At 62.8% G+C, this 18,933-nt stretch carries 18 protein-coding genes; 5 read left to right on the forward strand and 13 right to left on the reverse strand.

The genetic code is table 11. The features are described from left to right. Positions 1 to 118 precede the first annotated feature (118 nt). The 5 genes from leuS to FQ668_RS23270 all read left to right on the forward strand — a co-directional run bounded on the left by leuS (position 119) and on the right by FQ668_RS23270 (position 6,226). Entirely contained in the window at positions 119 to 2,725 is a 2,607-nt protein-coding gene (leuS, locus tag FQ668_RS23250) for a leucine--tRNA ligase (RefSeq protein ID WP_010955412.1), read from the forward strand. A 61-nt stretch (positions 2,726 to 2,786) separates the two neighbouring features. Further along, a complete protein-coding gene (gene lptE / locus FQ668_RS23255) occupies positions 2,787 to 3,392 on the forward strand; it encodes an LPS assembly lipoprotein LptE (protein ID WP_014592529.1) in 606 nt (201 codons plus the stop codon). Positions 3,393 to 3,431: 39 nt separating this feature from the next. Beyond that, positions 3,432 to 4,469 (forward strand): DNA polymerase III subunit delta, encoded by a 1,038-nt coding sequence (holA, locus tag FQ668_RS23260; protein ID WP_014592530.1) that lies wholly within the window; start codon positions 3,432 to 3,434, stop codon positions 4,467 to 4,469. Between the two features lie 215 nt (positions 4,470 to 4,684). Next, on the forward strand, positions 4,685 to 4,849 hold the full coding sequence (gene arfA, locus FQ668_RS23265; RefSeq protein ID WP_014592531.1) for an alternative ribosome rescue factor ArfA: 165 nt from the start codon (positions 4,685 to 4,687) through the stop codon (positions 4,847 to 4,849). Between the two features lie 60 nt (positions 4,850 to 4,909). Beyond that, the gene (locus FQ668_RS23270) at positions 4,910 to 6,226 is read left to right on the forward strand and encodes a lytic murein transglycosylase (RefSeq protein ID WP_014592532.1); all 1,317 of its coding nucleotides are present in this window, start codon (positions 4,910 to 4,912) and stop codon (positions 6,224 to 6,226) included. A gap of 33 nt (positions 6,227 to 6,259) precedes the next feature. On the opposite strand, the gene FQ668_RS23275 is transcribed toward FQ668_RS23270, so the two are convergent. From FQ668_RS23275 to FQ668_RS23335, 13 genes are all read right to left on the reverse strand, one after another. Then, positions 6,260 to 7,198, reverse strand: a complete 939-nt coding sequence (locus tag FQ668_RS23275; protein ID WP_014592533.1) for an LD-carboxypeptidase — start codon at positions 7,196 to 7,198, stop codon at positions 6,260 to 6,262. A 98-nt stretch (positions 7,199 to 7,296) separates the two neighbouring features. After that, positions 7,297 to 8,313 carry a lipoyl synthase gene (lipA, locus tag FQ668_RS23280; protein WP_003249742.1) on the reverse strand — a complete coding sequence of 339 codons (1,017 nt, stop codon included), beginning with the start codon at positions 8,311 to 8,313 and terminating at the stop codon, positions 7,297 to 7,299. A gap of 2 nt (positions 8,314 to 8,315) precedes the next feature. After that, positions 8,316 to 8,963 carry a lipoyl(octanoyl) transferase LipB gene (lipB, locus tag FQ668_RS23285; RefSeq protein WP_003249738.1) on the reverse strand — a complete coding sequence of 216 codons (648 nt, stop codon included), beginning with the start codon at positions 8,961 to 8,963 and terminating at the stop codon, positions 8,316 to 8,318. Next, on the reverse strand, positions 8,963 to 9,238 hold the full coding sequence (locus FQ668_RS23290; RefSeq protein WP_003249736.1) for a DUF493 domain-containing protein: 276 nt from the start codon (positions 9,236 to 9,238) through the stop codon (positions 8,963 to 8,965). Before FQ668_RS23290 ends, lipB begins: the two co-directional genes overlap by 1 nt. Before the next feature lie 73 nt (positions 9,239 to 9,311). Beyond that, complete coding sequence (locus FQ668_RS23295; RefSeq protein WP_014592534.1) at positions 9,312 to 10,472, reverse strand: D-alanyl-D-alanine carboxypeptidase family protein; 1,161 nt, start codon at positions 10,470 to 10,472, stop codon at positions 9,312 to 9,314. Between the two features lie 220 nt (positions 10,473 to 10,692). Next, on the reverse strand, positions 10,693 to 11,694 hold the full coding sequence (locus tag FQ668_RS23300; RefSeq protein ID WP_014592535.1) for a septal ring lytic transglycosylase RlpA family protein: 1,002 nt from the start codon (positions 11,692 to 11,694) through the stop codon (positions 10,693 to 10,695). Then, positions 11,694 to 12,704: a lytic murein transglycosylase B gene (gene mltB, locus FQ668_RS23305; protein WP_014592536.1), complete on the reverse strand. Its 1,011-nt coding sequence runs from the start codon at positions 12,702 to 12,704 to the stop codon at positions 11,694 to 11,696. Before mltB ends, FQ668_RS23300 begins: the two co-directional genes overlap by 1 nt. Before the next feature lie 17 nt (positions 12,705 to 12,721). After that, a complete protein-coding gene (gene rodA / locus FQ668_RS23310; protein ID WP_003249727.1) occupies positions 12,722 to 13,825 on the reverse strand; it encodes a rod shape-determining protein RodA in 1,104 nt (367 codons plus the stop codon). 38 nt (positions 13,826 to 13,863) lie between these two features. Beyond that, complete coding sequence (gene mrdA, locus FQ668_RS23315) at positions 13,864 to 15,753, reverse strand: penicillin-binding protein 2 (RefSeq protein WP_003249725.1); 1,890 nt, start codon at positions 15,751 to 15,753, stop codon at positions 13,864 to 13,866. Between the two features lie 16 nt (positions 15,754 to 15,769). Then, positions 15,770 to 16,237: a 23S rRNA (pseudouridine(1915)-N(3))-methyltransferase RlmH gene (gene rlmH / locus FQ668_RS23320; protein ID WP_003249722.1), complete on the reverse strand. Its 468-nt coding sequence runs from the start codon at positions 16,235 to 16,237 to the stop codon at positions 15,770 to 15,772. Between the two features lie 10 nt (positions 16,238 to 16,247). After that, positions 16,248 to 16,667, reverse strand: a complete 420-nt coding sequence (rsfS, locus tag FQ668_RS23325; protein WP_009685825.1) for a ribosome silencing factor — start codon at positions 16,665 to 16,667, stop codon at positions 16,248 to 16,250. 43 nt (positions 16,668 to 16,710) lie between these two features. Then, entirely contained in the window at positions 16,711 to 17,403 is a 693-nt protein-coding gene (gene nadD, locus FQ668_RS23330) for a nicotinate-nucleotide adenylyltransferase (protein ID WP_014592538.1), read from the reverse strand. Then, positions 17,372 to 18,643: a glutamate-5-semialdehyde dehydrogenase gene (locus FQ668_RS23335; RefSeq protein WP_004576854.1), complete on the reverse strand. Its 1,272-nt coding sequence runs from the start codon at positions 18,641 to 18,643 to the stop codon at positions 17,372 to 17,374. The genes nadD and FQ668_RS23335 overlap by 32 nt, the downstream gene beginning before the upstream one ends. Positions 18,644 to 18,933 lie beyond the last annotated feature (290 nt).

Raw genomic sequence — 18,933 nt, forward strand, 5'->3', positions numbered from 1 at the left:
CACGATGCGCGGCGCTGCTGTATGCTACGGCGTTCACTCTAAACGACACCGGAGTGCCGGACGCAGCGAGGTTCCGCTGCCTGGAACAAGGTCTCTTCTCTCTCAGCCAAAAGTAGCCATGCACGAACAATACACGCCCCGTGATATCGAAGCCGCCGCCCAGAAGTTCTGGGACGAGCAACAATCGTTCGCTGTTACCGAACAGCCAGGCAAAGACACCTACTATTGCCTATCGATGTTCCCGTACCCGAGCGGCAAGCTACACATGGGCCACGTGCGCAACTACACCATCGGTGACGTGATTGCCCGCTACCAGCGCATGCTGGGCAAGAACGTCCTGCAGCCGATGGGCTGGGACGCTTTCGGCATGCCCGCGGAAAACGCGGCGATGAAAAACAACGTCGCCCCGGCCAAATGGACGTACGAAAACATCGACTACATGAAGACCCAGCTCAAGAGCCTGGGCCTGGCCATCGACTGGGCACGTGAAGTCACCACCTGCAAACCCGACTACTACCGTTGGGAGCAGTGGCTGTTCACCCGCTTGTTCGAAAAAGGCATCATCTACCGCAAGAACGGTACCGTGAACTGGGACCCGGCAGACCAGACCGTACTGGCCAACGAACAAGTCATCGACGGCCGTGGCTGGCGTTCGGGCGCGCTGATCGAGAAGCGCGAAATCCCGATGTACTACTTCCGCATCACCGATTACGCCGACGAGCTGCTGGAGAGCCTCGACGAGCTGCCGGGCTGGCCTGAACAGGTCAAGACCATGCAGCGCAACTGGATCGGCAAATCGCGCGGCATGGAAGTCCAGTTCCCGTACGACAAGGCCAGCATCGGCCACGAAGGCACCCTCAAAGTCTTCACCACCCGTCCGGACACGCTGATGGGCGCCACCTACGTCGCCGTCGCCGCCGAGCACCCGCTGGCCACCCAGGCTGCGCAGGGCAACCCGGCGCTGCAGGCGTTCATCGATGAGTGCAAGAGCGGCAGCGTTGCCGAAGCCGACATGGCCACGCAGGAGAAGAAAGGCATGGCCACTTCCCTGCTGGTCGAGCACCCGCTCACTGGCGAGAAGCTGCCAGTATGGGTCGCCAACTACGTGCTGATGCACTACGGCGATGGCGCGGTAATGGCCGTGCCGGCCCACGACGAGCGCGACTTCGAGTTCGCCCACAAGTACAACCTGCCGGTCAAGGCCGTGGTGCGTACCAGCGCTGGCGATGAAGTCGGCAGCGAGTGGCAGGCCGCCTATGGCGAGCACGGCCAGCTGATCAACTCCGCCGAGTTCGACGGACTGGACTTTGCTGGCGCCTTCGACGCCATCGAAGCGGCCCTGATCCGCAAGGAACTGGGCAAATCGCGTACCCAGTTCCGCCTGCGCGACTGGGGTATCAGCCGCCAGCGCTACTGGGGCTGCCCGATCCCGATCATCCACTGCCCGTCCTGCGGCGACGTACCAGTACCGGAAGACCAGCTGCCGGTCACCCTGCCGGAGAACGTGGTGCCGGACGGCGCCGGTTCGCCACTGGCGCGCATGCCTGAATTCTACGAATGCAGCTGCCCGAAATGCGGTGCTGCGGCCAAGCGCGAAACCGACACCATGGACACCTTCGTCGAGTCGTCCTGGTACTTCGCCCGCTACGCCTCGCCAAACTACGACAAAGGCCTGGTCGACCCCAAAGCCGCCAACCACTGGCTGCCGGTAGATCAGTACATCGGCGGTATCGAACACGCGATCCTGCACCTGCTGTACGCGCGCTTCTTCCACAAGCTGATGCGCGACGAAGGCCTGGTCACCTCGAACGAGCCATTCAAGAACCTGCTGACTCAGGGCATGGTGGTCGCCGAAACCTACTACCGCGTTGCCAGCAACGGCGGCAAAGACTGGTTCAACCCGGCCGATGTCGAAATCGAGCGTGATGCCAAAGCCAAGATCATTGGCGCCCGCCTGAAGACCGACGGCCTGCCGGTGGAAATCGGTGGCACCGAGAAGATGTCGAAGTCGAAAAACAACGGCGTCGACCCGCAGTCCATGATCGAAGCCTACGGCGCCGACACCTGCCGCCTGTTCATGATGTTCGCCTCGCCACCCGACATGAGCCTGGAATGGTCCGACTCCGGCGTCGAAGGTGCCAGCCGCTTCCTGCGCCGTGTCTGGCGCCTGGCTCAGGCTCACGTCAGCCAGGGCCTGCCAGGCAAGCTGGATGTTGCCGCCCTGGACGACGCGCAAAAGGTCATCCGCCGCGCCATTCATGCGGCCATCAAGCAGGCCAGCACCGACGTGGGCCAGTTCCACAAGTTCAATACCGCCATCGCCCAGGTGATGACCGTGATGAACGTGCTGGAAAAGGCCCCGCAAGCCACCGAACAGGACCGCGCCCTGCTGCAGGAAGGCCTGGAAGCCGTCACCCTGCTGCTGGCGCCGATCACTCCGCACATCTCTCACGCGCTGTGGCAGCACCTGGGCCACGCAGGCTCGGTGATCGATGCCGCCTGGCCAAGCGTCGACGAACAGGCGCTGGTGCAGGACTCCATTACCTTGGTGGTTCAGGTCAACGGTAAACTGCGCGGCCAGGTCGAGATGCCTGCCGCTGCCAGCCGCGAAGAAGTCGAAGCCGCTGCCCGCAGCAACGAGAATGTCCTGCGCTTCATCGATGGCCTGACCATCCGCAAGGTCATCGTGGTACCGGGCAAGCTGGTCAACATCGTCGCCAACTGATGAAAACGCCCACCCGCATTGGCTGCGGGTGGGCGGAACAGGCCCAAAAGGGAGCAACAACATGATCAAACGCAATTTGCTGGTAATCGGCCTGGCGGTCATGCTCAGCGCCTGCGGTTTCCAGCTGCGCGGCACCGGCGCCACCGAGCTGAGCGTGAAGGAAATGGACGTCAGCGCGCGCAATGCCTATGGCCCGACCGTGGTCCAGCTGCGTGAAGTGCTGGAACGTAGCGGCGTCAACGTGCACGCTGGCGCACCGTATCGCCTGGTGCTGACCAACGAACAGGAGCGCGAGCGCTCGGCGACCTACAACAGCGGCAACCGTACCGCCGAGTACGAGCTGACCACCAAGCTGGACTACAGCATTCTGGGCCTGAACAACCTGGAGCTGATGAGCGACAAGCTGGAGGTGCGCAAGGTCTACGTGCGTGACGGCTCGAACATCACCGGCTCCGAGCAGGAAGCCAAACGCGCCCGCGAAGAAATGCGCCGCGACCTGGTCAACGCCATGGTCGTACGTTTGCAAATGCTGTCCCCGTCCCAACTGGATGAGCTGCAGCGTAAAGCCGACGAGCGCGCCCAAGCCGAAGCTGCCGCGCTGGAGGCTGCCCGCCGCCAGCAAGCCGAGACGCCTCAGCAATCGCCACTGGAAGTACCGGGCAACTAAGCCCGTGAGGGGCGCCCTCGGGCGCCCCGCTTGCTCCCCATGAAACTCGCCCCCGCCCAACTCAACAAGCACCTGCAAGGCGCCCTGGCACCGGTCTATGTGGTCAGCGGCGACGACCCGCTGCTGTGCCAGGAAGCTGCCGACGCCATCCGCAATGCCGCGCGTCAGCAAGGTTTCGATGAACGCCAGGTGTTCAGTGCCGACGCCAACTTCGACTGGGGCACCCTGCTCCAGGCCGGTGCAAGCCTGTCACTGTTCGCCCAGCGCCGCCTGCTGGAACTGCGCCTGCCCTCGGGCAAGCCCGGTGACAAGGGTGCCGCTGCGCTGATGGAATACTGCGCCAACCCCGCCGAAGACACGCTGCTGCTGATCAGCCTGCCCAAGCTCGACAGCAGTGCGCAGAAGACCAAGTGGGGCAAGGCGTTGATCGAAGGCACCCATTGCCAGTTCATCCAGATCTGGCCGGTGGATGTGCACCAGCTCCCTCAGTGGATCAACCAGCGCCTGCAACAGGCCGGCCTGTCAGCCCAGCGTGATGCCGTCGACCTGATTGCCGCGCGCGTGGAAGGCAACCTGCTGGCAGCCGCGCAGGAAATCGAAAAACTCAAGCTGCTGGCCGAAGGCAGCCAGATCACCGTGGAAACCGTGCAGGCTGCCGTCGCCGACAGTGCCCGCTTCGATGTCTTCGGCCTGGTCGATGCCATTCTCAACGGCGAGGCTGCGCATGCCCTGCGCATGCTCGAAGGCTTGCGCGGTGAAGGTGTGGAGCCGCCAGTCATCCTCTGGGCCTTGGCCCGTGAGCTGCGCCAACTGGCGGGGCTAGCCCAGCAGTTCAGCCAAGGCGTGCCATTGGACAAAGCGTTCAGCCAGGCCCGCCCGCCCATCTGGGACAAACGCCGACCGCTGGTCAGCAAGGCCCTGCAGCGCCTCTCGGCGCAACGCTGGGCGCAACTGCTGCAGGATGCCCAGCGAATCGATGCGCAGATCAAAGGGCAGGCTGAAGGTTCGCCGTGGATTGGCCTGGCGCGGCTGTCGCTTTTGATGGCTGGCCAACGCCTGGCCCTGCCTCCCGAGTAACTGCGGCCACTGTAGGAGCGGGTTTACCCGCGAAGAGGCCGGCCCTGCTGGCCAATCTCCACCCGCCGTTCACCGTTGCCGCCGCTACCGTATACGCGGGTAAACCCGCTCCTACATAGGCACCAGCGCCTCGACCATATACACAATCAATTGGCCCCCACCCCTCGGGGGGCCTACAGTGCGCCGCGAAACCCACCCAACCCGGGAAGCCCGCCATGAGCAAAAAGCTGAAAAAGCACGGCCCCAACAAGGCCAAGTCCATCGTTGCCCAGCCACTGTTCCGCTGCCGCCAGGAACAGCCGAACAAGGGCAAAGGCAGCTACCGCCGCGAAGCCTTCCAATCGAGAGATTGGGAGGCTTCCTACTTTTTGGCTGCATGAAAGCATCGCAAGCGCAGGCATGGTATGGTCGTCACCTGACCTGCAACTCTGGATCTGTGCATGCTCTTCCGTCTTATCCCCCGCTGGGAAACCCGCCAGCTGATCGCGGCCTCCAGCTTCATTCTGCTCGTGGCCTGTGCGGAAAAGCCCACCGCCGCCGACGCGCTGCCGCTGGCCCCTGCCCAACCCAATCCCGTGGTGACCGTGCCCGGCGCAACGCCCGACGTCAGCACTGACATCCAGCCCCTGCAAACCTTCGCCCAATGGCAAGCGGGCTTCCGCGAGCAGGCCCTGCAAGCCGGCATTTCGCCGAGCACCTTCGACCGTGCCTTCCTCGGTGTCACCCCCGACCTGGACGTGATCAAGGCAGACCGTAGCCAGCCGGAGTTCACTCGCCCGGTGTGGGAATACCTCGAAGGCGCCCTGTCGCCCCTGCGTGTGCGCAACGGCAAGAAGCTGCTGGAGCAGAACGCCGAGCTGCTGACTCGCCTTGAGCAACGCTATGGCGTGGACCGCCAGGTGCTGGTCGCGGTGTGGGGCATGGAAAGCAACTTCGGCCAGTTCCAGGGCAGCAAGTCGGTAATCCGCTCGCTGGCCACTTTGGCCTATGAGGGCCGCCGCCCACAGTTCGCCCAGGATCAGCTGATTGCCGCGCTGCAGATCATCCAGCATGGTGACATCCAGCCTGAAGCCATGCGTGGCTCGTGGGCCGGCGCCATGGGCCAGACCCAGTTCATCCCGACCACCTACAACACCCATGCCGTTGACTTCGACGGCGATGGCCGCCGCGACATCTGGAACAGCACACCAGACGCCCTGGCCTCAACAGCGCACTACCTGCAGAGTTCGGGCTGGAAACGCGGCCAACCGTGGGGCTTCGAGGTACAGGTGCCGGCGGGCTTCGACTTCTGGCAAGCCGATGGCGCACTGCGCAAACCAGTGAGTGAATGGCTGGCGATGGGCGTGAAACTGCCAGCAGGCACCCAGCTGCCGGCAGGTAGCAACCAGCTGTCTGCCGCCCTGCTGCTGCCGGCCGGTGCACGCGGCCCGGCGTTCCTGGTGCTGGACAACTTCCGCGCCATCCTCAAGTACAACAACTCGTCGTCCTATGCCTTGGCGGTGAGCCTGCTCGGGGATCGCTTCAGCGGCTGGGGCTTCATAGCCGGCAGCTGGCCGAAAGAGGATTTGCCGCTCAGCCGCAGCGAGCGCATGGAGTTGCAGAACCTGTTGAACAGCCGCGGGCATGATGCGGGTAATGCCGATGGCATTATCGGGGCCAATACCCGCAAGGCGATCCGCAATGCCCAGCAAGGGCTGGGCTGGCCGGCGGATGGCTACCCGACCCATAAGCTGCTTGAGAGCCTGCGGCAGCAGTAAGCATTTCGGGGCCGCTGCGCGGCCCCGGTAGTTTCACGCCCTGAACAGATCCTGCTCCAGCACCAGTGTTTGCTGAACACTATCCAGCGTCACCCGAGCCCCCAGGGGCAAACATACATTCGGGTCACAATGCCCGCTGCGCCAGCCCGCCAGCACCGGTACACCCAGCGGTGCAAACGTATCCTCCAGCAATGGTGTCAGCGCGGCTGTGGTAATACCGGCAAAGTCGCCCACCAGCACGCCTTTGATCCCCTCCAGCTTGCCTGCCAGGCGTAACTGGGTCAGCAGCCGATCCACCCTGTACAACGGCTCGTTGACATCCTCGATGAACAGGATGCAGCCCTGGGTATCCAGCTCGGCAAGCGTCCCCATGGTCGCACCCAGCATCGACAGGTTGCCCCCCAGCAGCGGCCCGCTGGCCGCCCCCGGCAGCACGCAGCCCAAAGCGAAACCCGCCGGGTGCGCGACCTGCTCGCCTGCCCTCACATGCCCTCCCAGTTGCGCCAGCAACGACGACTCGGTCGGTGGCAACTTGGCCCCCAACAGGTCGGCATTGAGCATTCCCCCATGGAAGGTCACCAGTCCGGCATGCCGGTAGATCGCCGTATGCAGCGCGGTGATGTCGCTGTAGCCGATCAGCGGCTTGGGGTTGCGCCGGATCAGTTCAAAGTCGAGCTGGTCAAGCAGGCGCATGCTGCCGTAGCCGCCACGCATGCACAGGATGGCGTCCATGGCCGGATCGGCAAACGCTGCATGCAAGTCCTGCAGGCGTTGCTGGTCCGGCCCCGCCAAGTAGCCCTGCGCCTGCAGGGCACCCGGGTAGATATGGCAACGGTAGCCGCGGTCAACGAACCACTGGCTGACCTTGTGCGCATCAAGCCGCGCCGCGCCCGCCGGGGCGACAATGGCAAAACATGCGTTGGCCGGCAGCGCGGCTGGCAGGGTGGGTTGGAAGGTTTTGGCGCAATACATCGCGGCTCCTTGCAGCGCATGGGACACAAACAAAAATGCCGATGCCGCCCTTGGGCGCGCATCGGCATCTGTGGCTCTGCTCTAGGCTAGAGCATAGCTCAGAGCTTGATCTTGGCTTCGTGGGCCTGCTGGTCGGCGTGGTACGAAGAACGCACCAGCGGGCCAGAAGCAACGTTCTTGAAGCCCATCTTGTAACCTTCCTCGGCAAACCAGGCAAAGGTGTCCGGGTGAACGAAACGCTGCACCGGCAAGTGGCTGCGCGACGGCTGCAGGTACTGGCCGAGGGTAAGCATGTCGATGTCATGCTCGCGCATGCGGTGCATCACTTCGATCACTTCCTCGTCGGTTTCGCCCAGGCCGAGCATCAGGCCCGACTTGGTCGGTACGTGCGGCACCAACTGCTTGAACTTCTGCAGCAAGTCCAGCGACCAGTCATAGTCCGAACCCGGGCGCGCGGCCTTGTACAGGCGCGGTACGGTCTCGAGGTTGTGGTTGAACACATCCGGCGGCTCTTGCGCGGTGATTTCCAGGGCAACGTCCATACGGCCACGGTAGTCCGGCACCAAGGTCTCCAACTGCACGCCCGGCGACAGCGCGCGGATTTCGCGGATGCAGTCAGCGAAGTGCTGGGCACCACCGTCACGCAGGTCGTCGCGGTCCACCGAGGTGATCACCACATACTTCAGGCGCAGGTCGGCAATGGCAACCGCCAGGTTTTTCGGCTCGTCCAGATCCAGCGGCTTCGGTCGGCCGTGACCAACGTCGCAGAACGGGCAACGACGGGTGCAGATGTCACCCATGATCATGAAGGTGGCGGTACCACCCGAGAAGCACTCGCCCAGGTTCGGGCAGGAGGCCTCTTCACACACGCTGTGCAGTTTGTGCTTGCGCAGCAGTTGTTTGATGCGGTCAACCTCGGGCGACACCGGGATACGCACGCGAATCCAGTCGGGCTTCTTGGGTAGCTCATCGGTAGGGATGATCTTCACCGGGATGCGCGCGACTTTGTCGGCACCACGCAGCTTGACCCCAGCTTCCACCTTCTTCGGCGCTGGGCGCGGGGTGGCATCCTGGGTAGGTATCAGGTTCGGCACGGCTTCTTGCACAGTTGTCATATTCAGTCGATTCCGCCCGTGAGGGTCGTCTGCTCAGCGTAGTCGAGGTGCTTGACCAGCTGTCCGCGCAGCCTTGTCCTGACCTCGTCGAGTTCGATCGGACCTGCCAGGTCGCGCAGCTGGGTCATCGCCAGCCCCGCATAGCCGCAGGGGTTGATTCGGCGGAATGGCGCAAGGTCCATGTCCACGTTCAGGGCAAGGCCGTGAAACGAACGGCCGTTGCGAATTCGCAGGCCGAGGGAGGCGATTTTCGCTCCGTCGACATAGACACCCGGGGCATCGGGCTTGGCAGACGCCTGAACAGCATAGCTGGCGAGCAGGTCGATCAGGGCCAGCTCGATACGGCTGACCAGCTCACGCACGCCAAAGCCCAGCCGGCGCACATCCAGCAGCAGGTAGGCCACCAACTGCCCGGGGCCATGGTAAGTGACCTGACCGCCGCGGTCGGTCTGCACCACCGGTATGTCGCCCGGCACCAGCAGGTGCTCGGCCTTGCCGGCCTGCCCCTGGGTGAAGACCGCAGGGTGCTCGACCAGCCAGATTTCATCCTGGCTGTCCGGGCTGCGCTGCTCGGTAAAACGACGCATGGCCTCCAGCACCGGTTCATAGGGCTGCAGGCCAAGCTCGCGAAAACCGAGGCAGGCGGACATCAAAGCACCATTTTCACGATGCCGGTAGCGCGCAGGGCGCTGTTGATATCGTGCAGCTGGTTCTCGCTTTCGGCAACGATGTGCAATTGCACGGTGGTGTATTTGCCTTCCTTGCTCTGGCGTTCGGCCAGGGTGGAAAGGTCGACTTTGGCGTGCTTGCTGAGAATCTCGATCACCGTGTCCTTGAAACCGACAACGGTGTCACCGATGACCTTGATCGGGTAATCGTCGCAAGGGAATTCGATCTTGTGCGACTTGACGTCTGGTTCGCTCATGGCGGAAACGGCCTCGTAAGCCGTGGCAACAACAACACCCCCGCGGTAGGCGCGGGGGCATGCAGGTCACGTATCAGTTGAACAACCCGTAGAAGAATAGACGGATGCTATCCCACATACGGCGGAAGAAACCACCTTCCTCGACGCCATCAAGGGCGATCAGGTCGGCGCTGTGAACCACTTTCTCGTCCAGTTTGACTTCCACTTTGCCGATCACGTCACCTTTGGCGATCGGTGCGGTGAGCTGCGGGTTCATGGTCATCGAAGCCTGCAGACGCTTCAATTGGCCTTTAGGCATAGTCATGGTCAGGTCGTCAGCCAGGCCAGCCTTGATCTGGCTGGTAGCGCCCTTCCAGACCGGGGCCTGGGTCAGCTCGGTGCCCTTCTGGTAGAAGGTCTGGGTTTCGAAGAAGCGGAAACCGTAGGTCAGCAGCTTCTGGGTTTCGGCAGCACGCGATTGTTCGCTGTTGGTACCGAACACCACTGCGATCAGGCGCTGGCCGTCACGAACGGCCGACGCCACCATGCAGTAGCCGGCTTCGTCGGTGTGACCGGTTTTCAGGCCATCGACGGTCTTGTCACGCCACAGCAGCAGGTTGCGGTTAGGCTGCTTGATATTGTTCCAGAAGAACTCTTTCTGCGAGTAGATGGCGTAGTGGGCCGGGTCGACGTTGATGATCGCACGGGCCAGGGTCGCCATGTCGTGCGCCGACGAGTAATGCTCGGGGTGCGGCAGACCGGTCGGGTTCATGAAGTGGCTGTTGGTCATGCCCAGGTCGGCAGCCGTCTTGTTCATCATGTCGGCAAAGGCGTCTTCGCTGCCGGCGATGTGCTCGGCCAGGGCGACCGAGGCGTCGTTACCGGACTGGATGATGATGCCGTGCAGCAGGTCGCTGACCGTTACCTGGCTGCCAACCTTGATGAACATGCGCGAACCGCCGGTACGCCAGGCGTTTTCACTGACGGTAACCGGGTCGCTTTCACCGATCTGGCCGCGACGGATGTCCAGGGTGGCGATATAGGCGGTCATCAGCTTGGTCAGGCTGGCTGGCGGCAGGCGCTCGTCACCGTTGTTCTCGACCAGCACGTTGCCGCTGGACGCGTCCATGAGTACGTAGGACTTGGCTGCCAGTTGCGGTGGCGCCGGCGTCATCTGCTCCGCCGCAAAGGCGGCAGGCGTGATCAGCAGCAGTACAGGCAGGCAAAGTCGTTTGGCAAGGTTGGTGATGTTCATCCGTCTCTCGAAAATCGCTAATGGTCTGAGATGTTCCCTGGGCAAGATCATGTGCCCAGCGCCAGTCAGTCTAGTTTTATGGCCAATGGCCTGGCCCGCGAATGTGCGGCTTTATGTCGCTGCGGGCAAAAGCGGTCATTGTACATGGCCGCGACCGGCAATTCATGACAAAACCGATAGTTTGGTGTTGCCGTCTTCGCAGGCGCGCCCGCTCCCACAGTCAGTCTGCTGTGACCAGCTTTGCCTGCCCCAAGTTCGCCAGGCGAATGCTGTCCTGTGCTTGCTGGATCTCGCCCTGGCTGCCGATCGGCCCCAGGCGCACGCGGTGCAGGGTCTGCTGGTTACGCACGATCGAGCTGATGAACACGGGTGCATTGACCATGGTGCTGAGCTTGGCGCGCAGTAACTCGGCAGCGTCCGGGTTGGCGAACGCGCCTACCTGCAAGAAACTGCCACCGTTACCACCGGGCACGTTGTTGCCACCCACCTGCACGGGTACCACGGGCGCTGCGTGCTGCTGTGGCGGCGGGGTCCACTGCTCGACCCGCCCGGTACTGGCCGGTATTGCCTGGGTCTGCGCCACTTGCGGCTCCTTCAGCACCATCGGCGGCGTTTGGCCGCGCTGAGCCCACCACTGCTGCGGGTCGATACCCTCGACGCGCACATGCGCGGTGCCGATCTCGGCATAGCCAAGCTTTTTCGCGGCAGCATAGGACAAGTCGATGATTCGGTCGGAATAGAACGGGCCACGGTCGTTCACCCGAAGGATCACGCTGCGGCCGTTCGCCAGGTTGGTCACCCGCACATAGGCTGGCAGCGGCAGGGTCTTGTGCGCTGCGCTCATGCCATACAGGTCGTACAGCTCGCCATTTGCAGTGTTCTGCCCGTGGAACTTGGTGCCGTACCACGATGCCGTACCCTCGGCGCGGTAGTTGCGCGAGTCCTGCATCGGGTAGTAGGTCTTGCCAAGCACTGTGTACGGGTTGGCCTTGTAGTTACCGGTGTGCACGGTCGGGGTGGCATCGGGGATCTTGTTCACATCCACGTCCCACCACGGCGCGCCGTCCTTGTGCGCCCGGTTGATGTCCAGGCCCGGCTGGCTGCGCACGACGTTGCCACTGCTTTTCGGGGCCGGGCGGTTGGAAGAGCAGCTGGCCAGCGCCACACCGACGGCGAGGCAGGTGAGCAGCTTGAAAGCGTTGGCAGAGATGATTGCGCGCATTACTTGACGCCCCGTACTTGAACCAGCTGTTCCGCAAGCTGATGTACCGCCATGGCATACATCACGCTGCGGTTGTAGCGAGTGATCGCGTAGAAGTTCTTCAGGCCCATCCAGTACTCGGGGCCGCTCTCGCCCTCAAGACGGAAGGCGGTAACCGGCAGATCATCGCGCAGCGAATCATGAACCGACCAGCCAAGCGTACGCAACTCCCCTACCGTTTTCACCGGCTCGATGCCGGTGGTCAGGCCTTCGTCGGCGCGCTCACCTTCCACCCAGGCGCGACTGACCACACCCTCGCCGGCCACCCAGCCGTGGCGCTTGAAGTAGCTGGCCACGCTGCCGATGGCATCGTCAGGGTTGTTCCAGATATTGATATGGCCGTCCCCGTCGAAGTCCACCGCGTAGTTGCGGAAGCTGCTTGGCATGAACTGCGGCAGCCCCATGGCGCCGGCGTACGAGCCCTTGAGCGTCAAGGGATCGAGCTGTTCCTCACGGGCCAGCAGCAGGAACTCACGCAGCTCCTTGCGGAAGAACTCGGCCCGTGGCGGGTAGTCGAAGCCCAGCGTCGACAGGGCGTCGATCACCCGGTAGTTGCCGGTATTGCGGCCAAAGAAGGTTTCCACGCCAATGATCGCGACAATGTACTGCGCAGGTACGCCGTACTCCTGCTCGGCACGTGCCAATACAGCCTCGTGCTGACGCCAGAAATCCACACCGCGAGCGATACGTGCATCGGTGATGAACATCGGCCGGTAGTCCTTCCACGGTTTGACCCGCTCGGCCGGGCGCGATATGGCGTCGAGGATCGACTGCTTGCGCTGCACCTCACGAAACACACCCATCAGTTGCTCAGGCGCAAAACCGTAGTCGCGGCTCATTTCGCCAACAAACGCGGCTACCTCGGGCGAGCCGTCGTATTCGCCGGCATGGGCCAGCTGTACAGCGCCGAACAGGCCCACCGCACCGATCCAAGGCGCACAACGGGCAGCCCAGTTACGCACTGCTTGCATGAAATTGTTCACCTTATTCAAACCTGCGCGATCCATTTGCGGTGCGTATGGATCGACATCAAAACGCCAAACGCTGACAGCAGCGTCACCAACGATGTTCCGCCATAGCTGATGAAAGGTAACGGCACGCCCACCACGGGCAGAAGGCCGCTTACCATTCCGATATTGACGAACACGTATACAAAAAAAGTCATGGTCAGGCTGCCCGCAAGCAGCTTGCCGAACAGGGTCTGCGCCTGGGCGGTGATCACCAGGCCACGGCCGATCAGCAGCAGGTAGACAATCAGCAGCAGGCAGATGCCGACCAGGCCGAATTCCTCGCCGAGCACGGCGATGATGAAGTCGGTGTGGCTTTCCGGCAAAAAGTCCAGGTGCGACTGCGTGCCAAGCAGCCAGCCTTTGCCAAACACCCCGCCCGAGCCGATCGCTGCCTTGGATTGGATGATGTTCCAACCGGTGCCCAACGGGTCGCTTTCAGGGTCGAGGAAGGTCAATACCCGCTGCTTCTGGTAGTCGTGCATGACGAAGAACCACATTGCCACCGCGACTGGCACGGCTGCCGCCAGCACGCTGAGGATCCAGCGCCAGCGCAAGCCGCCCATGAACAGCACGAAGGCACCAGAGGCCAGGATCAGCAGCGCGGTCCCCAGGTCGGGCTGACGTACGATCAGCATGAACGGCACGCCGATCAGCACCAGGCTGATCGCCACGTGCTTCAAATGGGGCGGCAAGGTGCGCTTGGACAGGTACCAGGCGATGGTCGCCGGCATGATGATCTTCATGAATTCCGAGGGCTGGAAGCGGATCACCCCAGGAATGTTGATCCAGCGTGTGGCCCCCATGGCGTTGTGGCCCATTACGTCGACCACTACCAGCAACAGCACCCCGGCCAGGTAGGCCAATGGCACCCAACGCGCCATGAAGCGCGGCTCCAGCTGGGCGATGACGAACATCGACACCAGACCGATGCCAAACGAGGTGGCTTGCTTGAGCAGCAGGTCCCAGTTCTTGCCACTGGCCGAATACAGTACGAACAGGCTGCCGGCTGCAAGGGTCAGCAGAATGATCAGCAAGGGGCCGTCGATATGGATGCGTTGCAGAAAGCTCGCACGCCGACGCATCACATCCTCGCTGGAGAGCATGCGATCGAAATTGTTCATCACAGGGCCGATTCCTGGGTAACGGTGGCGGGCGCGAACTCGGGTTTGAGCCGGCCATTTTCGTCGAGCAGCCAGGCGTCCATGATCTGGCGTACCACCGGAGCGGCGACACCCGAGCCGGACTCACCGTTCTCGACCATCACCGAAACCACGATTTTCGGGGCTTCGGCTGGGGCAAACGCGACGAACAGGGCATGGTCACGGTGGCGCTCCTGGAGCTTGTTGCGGTCATACTTCTCGCCCTGCTTGATCGCCACCACCTGGGCGGTACCGCTCTTGCCGGCAATGCGGTATTGGGCTCCGGCAGCTGCCTTGCGCGCGGTACCGCGGGCGTTGTGCATCACCTGTTCCATGCCATGGGTGACCTTGGCCCAGTCGGACTTGTCACGCAGCACGATGTCTTCCATGGGGTTGTCGTCTACCGGCGGCAGGCCTTCGATGGTCTTGGCCAGGTGCGGGCGGTTCCACACACCTTTGTTGGCGATCAGTGCAGTGGCCTGGGCCAGTTGCAGCGGCGTAGCCTGCATATAGCCCTGGCCGATGCCGAGAATCAGGGTTTCGCCAGGGAACCAGGCCTGGCGACGGGTGGCACGCTTCCATTCGCGCGACGGCATCAACCCGGCAGACTCCTCGAACATATCGAGGGATACCCGCTGGCCGATACCGAATTTGTTCATGTAGCTGGACAACCGATCGATGCCCATCTTGTGCGCAAGGTCATAGAAGTAGGTGTCGTTCGAGCGCATGATGGCGGTGTCCAGGTCGACCCAGCCATCACCGGAGCGGTTCCAGTTACGGTATTTATGGTCGTAGTTGGGCAACTGGTAGTAGCCAGGGTCGAACACCCTGCTGCTGGCATTCACCACGCCACTGTCCAGACCGGCAATAGCCACCGCCGGCTTGATGGTCGACCCCGGCGGGTACAAGCCACGCAGCACGCGGTTGAACAGCGGCCGATCGATCGAATCGCGCAATTCGGCATAGGCCTTGAAGCTGATGCCGGTGACGAACAGGTTGGGGTCGAAGCTAGGCTGACTCACCATCGCCAGCACCTCGCCGGTTCGCGGGTCGAGCGCAACCACTGCACCACGCCGGCCTCCCAGCGCGGCTTCAGCGGCCTCCTGCAGCTTGATGTCCAGGCTCAGCACAATGTCCTTGCCCGGCTTCGGGTCGGTGCGCTTGAGCACCCGCAGCACCCGGCCACGGGCGTTGGTCTCGACTTCCTCGTAACCCACCTGACCATGCAGGGCGGCCTCGTAGAAGCGCTCGATGCCGGTCTTGCCGATATGGTGGGTGCCGCTGTAGTTCACCGGGTCGAGCGTTTTCAGCTCTTTCTCGTTGATCCGCCCTACATAACCCACCGAATGGGCGAAATGCGCACCCTGCGGGTAATGCCGCACCAGCTGTGCCACCACTTCCACACCCGGCAGGCGGAACTGGTTTACCGCCACGCGGGCGATCTGCTCTTCGTTGAGCTCGAACAGGATCGGCACCGGTTCGAATGGCCGGCGGCCCTGGCGCATGCGCTTCTCGAAAAGGGCACGGTCGTCAGCGGTGAGTTCAAGCACTTCGACGATTGTATCCAGCACTTCCTGCCAGTTACCCGCACGTTCGCGGGTCATCGACAGGCTGAAGCTGGGCCGGTTGTCGGCAACGATCACCCCGTTGCGGTCGAAGATCAACCCGCGGGTTGGCGGGATCGGCTGCACATGCACCCGGTTGTTCTCCGACAGCGTGGAGTGGTAGTCGTACTGGATGATCTGCAGGTAGTACAGCCGTGCGATCAACACACAAACAAGCAGCATGATCGCCACTGCGCCGACCACGACGCGGTTGCGCACCAGGCGGGCGTCTTTCTCGTGGTCCTTGAGACGGATCGGCTGCGACATCGGACTGCTTACAGGCTCATTTGTGGTAAGGGTGCCCGGACAACACGGTCCAGGCGCGGTAGATCTGCTCGCCGATGAGTATCCTTACCAACGGGTGCGGCAAAGTCAGCGGCGACAGCGACCAACGTTGCTCGGCGCGCGCGCAAACCTCAGGCGCCAGGCCCTCCGGGCCGCCCACCATCAAATTCACCGTGCGCGCATCCAGGCGCCAGCGGTCCAGCTCGGTGGCCAGCTGCTCGGTACTCCAGGGCTTGCCATGGACCTCGAGGGTGACAATGCGTTCCCCAGGCTGCACCTTGCTCAGCATGGCTTCGCCCTCCTGACGGATCAGGCGGGCGACGTCGGCATTCTTGCCACGGGTGTTCAGCGGGATTTCCACCAGCTCCAGCGACAGCTCGGCGGGCAGGCGCTTGGCATATTCATGCCAGCCTTCCTCGACCCACTTCGGCATGCGCGAGCCGACCGCAATCAGGCGCAGACGCACAGCGCTTTCCTTATTCGCGGTCTTTGAGCTTGTCGGAGTACTCGTGAGCATGGTCCGGGCTGTGGTGCTTGCCATCGGCGGCACGGCTTTGCTCGGCACCCTGCCACAGACGCTCAAGGTCGTAGAACTGGCGGGCAGCGGCGGTCATCATGTGCACGATGACGTCGTTCAGGTCCAGCAGCACCCAGTCGCTGTCGCCTTTGCCTTCTTCACCCAGTGGCTGGGCGCCCTTGGCCTTGACTGCTTCACGGACCTTTTCGGCCATCGCGTTGATCTGGCGGTTGGAGGTACCGGTGGCAATGATCATGTAGTCGGTCAGGCTGTGCTTCTCGCGCACGTCGATGACCTGGATGTCCTGGGCCTTGACGTCTTCCAGCGCTGCCTTGGTCACTGCGACCAGTTCTTCGCCGTAAATTTTCTGCTTGGTCATATAAAACTCGTTCAACTCGTTGGATGAGGCGCCAGAGGCACCGTCAGTTGGGCGCACGATACAGTTCGTGCGCCTCGATATAGGCCAGTACGGCGTCCGGCACCAGGAACCTCACCGATTTGCCGCTGGCCAGCAGCTGTCGGATCTGTGTAGCCGACACCGCAAGCGGCGTCTGCCAGACGAACGAAATATTTCCCGCCGGGCCGGACATGGCGGTGGGATCGCTCTCCGAGCGCGCAGCCAACAGGTTGCGCAACTCGTCAGGGGGTTCTACGTCGGCATCCGGACGTTGCAGTACCAGGATGTGACAGTGTTGCAGCAATTCTTCCCAGCGATGCCAGGCGGGCAGGCCACAGAAGGCATCCCAACCCAGCACCAGGAATAGCTGGTCGTTGCCGGACAGCTCGGCGCGGATCGATTCCAGCGTATCGATGGTGTACGACGGCTTGTCACGTTCCAGCTCGCGGGCATCGACGCTCAGGCAAGCGACGCCCTGCACCGCTTCACGGACCATGGCCAGGCGATCCTGCGCGGCCACCTGTGGCGTGTCGCGGTGCGGCGGCCGGGCATTGGGCAGCAGGCGTAGCTCATCGAGCCCCATGAACTCGGCCACTTCCAGCGCGCTGCGCAAGTGGCCGATATGCACGGGGTCGAAGGTACCACCTAGAATGCCGATACGCCGGACTGCCTGGGCCTTGCTCAACTCAGCAGGACCCCTGGCCGCGCAACTGGCCATCGCCGATCACCACATACTTCTCGCAGGTCAGGCCTTCCAGGCCGACAGGGCCGCGGGCATGCAGCTTGTCGGTGGAAATACCGATTTCCGCACCCAGGCCGTACTCGAAGCCATCGGCAAAGCAGGTCGGGGTGTTGAGCATGACCGACGCCGAGTCGACCTCAGCCATGAACTGACGGGCTTCACCCTGGTGTTCGCTGATGATCGAGTCGGTGTGGTGCGAGCCATAGTGGTTGATGTGCTCGATGGCCTGGTTCAGGCCGTCGACCACGCGAATCGACAGGATCGCATCGAGGTATTCCGTGTGCCAGTCGGCTTCGGTGGCCGGTTTGGCGCTGATGATAGCCTGGGTACGCTCGCAACCGCGCAGCTCCACGCCCTTCTCCACGAAGCGGCGGGCCATTTCTGGCAAAAAGCGCTCAGCCACTTGCTGGTCGACCAGCAGCGTTTCCATGGCACCGCAGATGCCGTAGCGGTAGGTCTTGGCGTTGAAAGCCACATTCCAGGCCTTGTCCAGGTCGGCATGCTGGCTGACATAGATGTGGCAGATGCCGTCCAGGTGCTTGATCACCGGCACGCGGGCATCGCGACTAATGCGCTCGATCAGGCCACGGCCTCCGCGCGGTACGATGACATCGACGAATTCCGGCATGCTGATCAGCGCGCCCACGGCTTCGCGGTCGGTGGTTTCGACCACCTGCACCACCGCCGCCGGCAGGCCGGCTTCGGCCAGGCCACGCTGAATGCAGGTGGCAATGGCGCGGTTGGAGTGTATGGCTTCGGAACCGCCCCGCAGGATGGTTGCATTGCCCGACTTGAGGCACAGGCTGGCGGCATCAATGGTCACGTTCGGGCGCGATTCATAGATGATCCCGATCACCCCCAGCGGGGTACGCATCTTGCCTACCTGAATGCCCGATGGACGGTAGCTCATGTCGCGGATGGCACCGACCGGGTCCGGCAGGCTGGCCACCTGGCGCAAGCCGGTGATCATGCCGTCGATACGCGCCGGGGTCAGCGCCAGACGGTCGAGCAGTGCGGGCTCCAGGCCACTGGCGCGGCCGGCGGCCAGGTCCAGCTCGTTGGCAGCGGTGAGTTCGGCACGGGCAGCGTCCAGCGCGTCGGCGGCGGCTTGCAGGGCGCGGTTCTTCTGCGCAGTGCTGGCACGGCCAATCACCCGGGAAGCCTCACGGGCAGCGCGACCCAAGCGGGTCATGTAGTCAAGAACGGACTCAGTCATGGGTTCGGTGTCTTGGCGAAGGGGAAATCGGCTGATTATAACTGCCGCGCAGGTGTACGCCCAGCGGCGGGTGGCGGATGGTAGAAAATGGATGGGGCAATGTGTAGGAAAGATGTAACCGGGGTTATCGAGATTTCCACCTCCTGTTGCGGCCCTTTCGCGGGCGCGCCCGCTTCCACAGGGATTTGTGTAGGAGCGGGTTTACCCGCGAAAGGGCCGGCACTGCCAACTTCACCCTCCAATTCAGCCTCGATTAAGCCATTCATTGCTATCATCCCCGCCTCTCCAGC

Origin of the sequence: Pseudomonas sp. Kh14 (genome assembly GCF_900291005.1) — a bacterium.
In the GTDB taxonomy this organism is placed as follows: domain Bacteria; phylum Pseudomonadota; class Gammaproteobacteria; order Pseudomonadales; family Pseudomonadaceae; genus Aquipseudomonas; species Aquipseudomonas alloputida.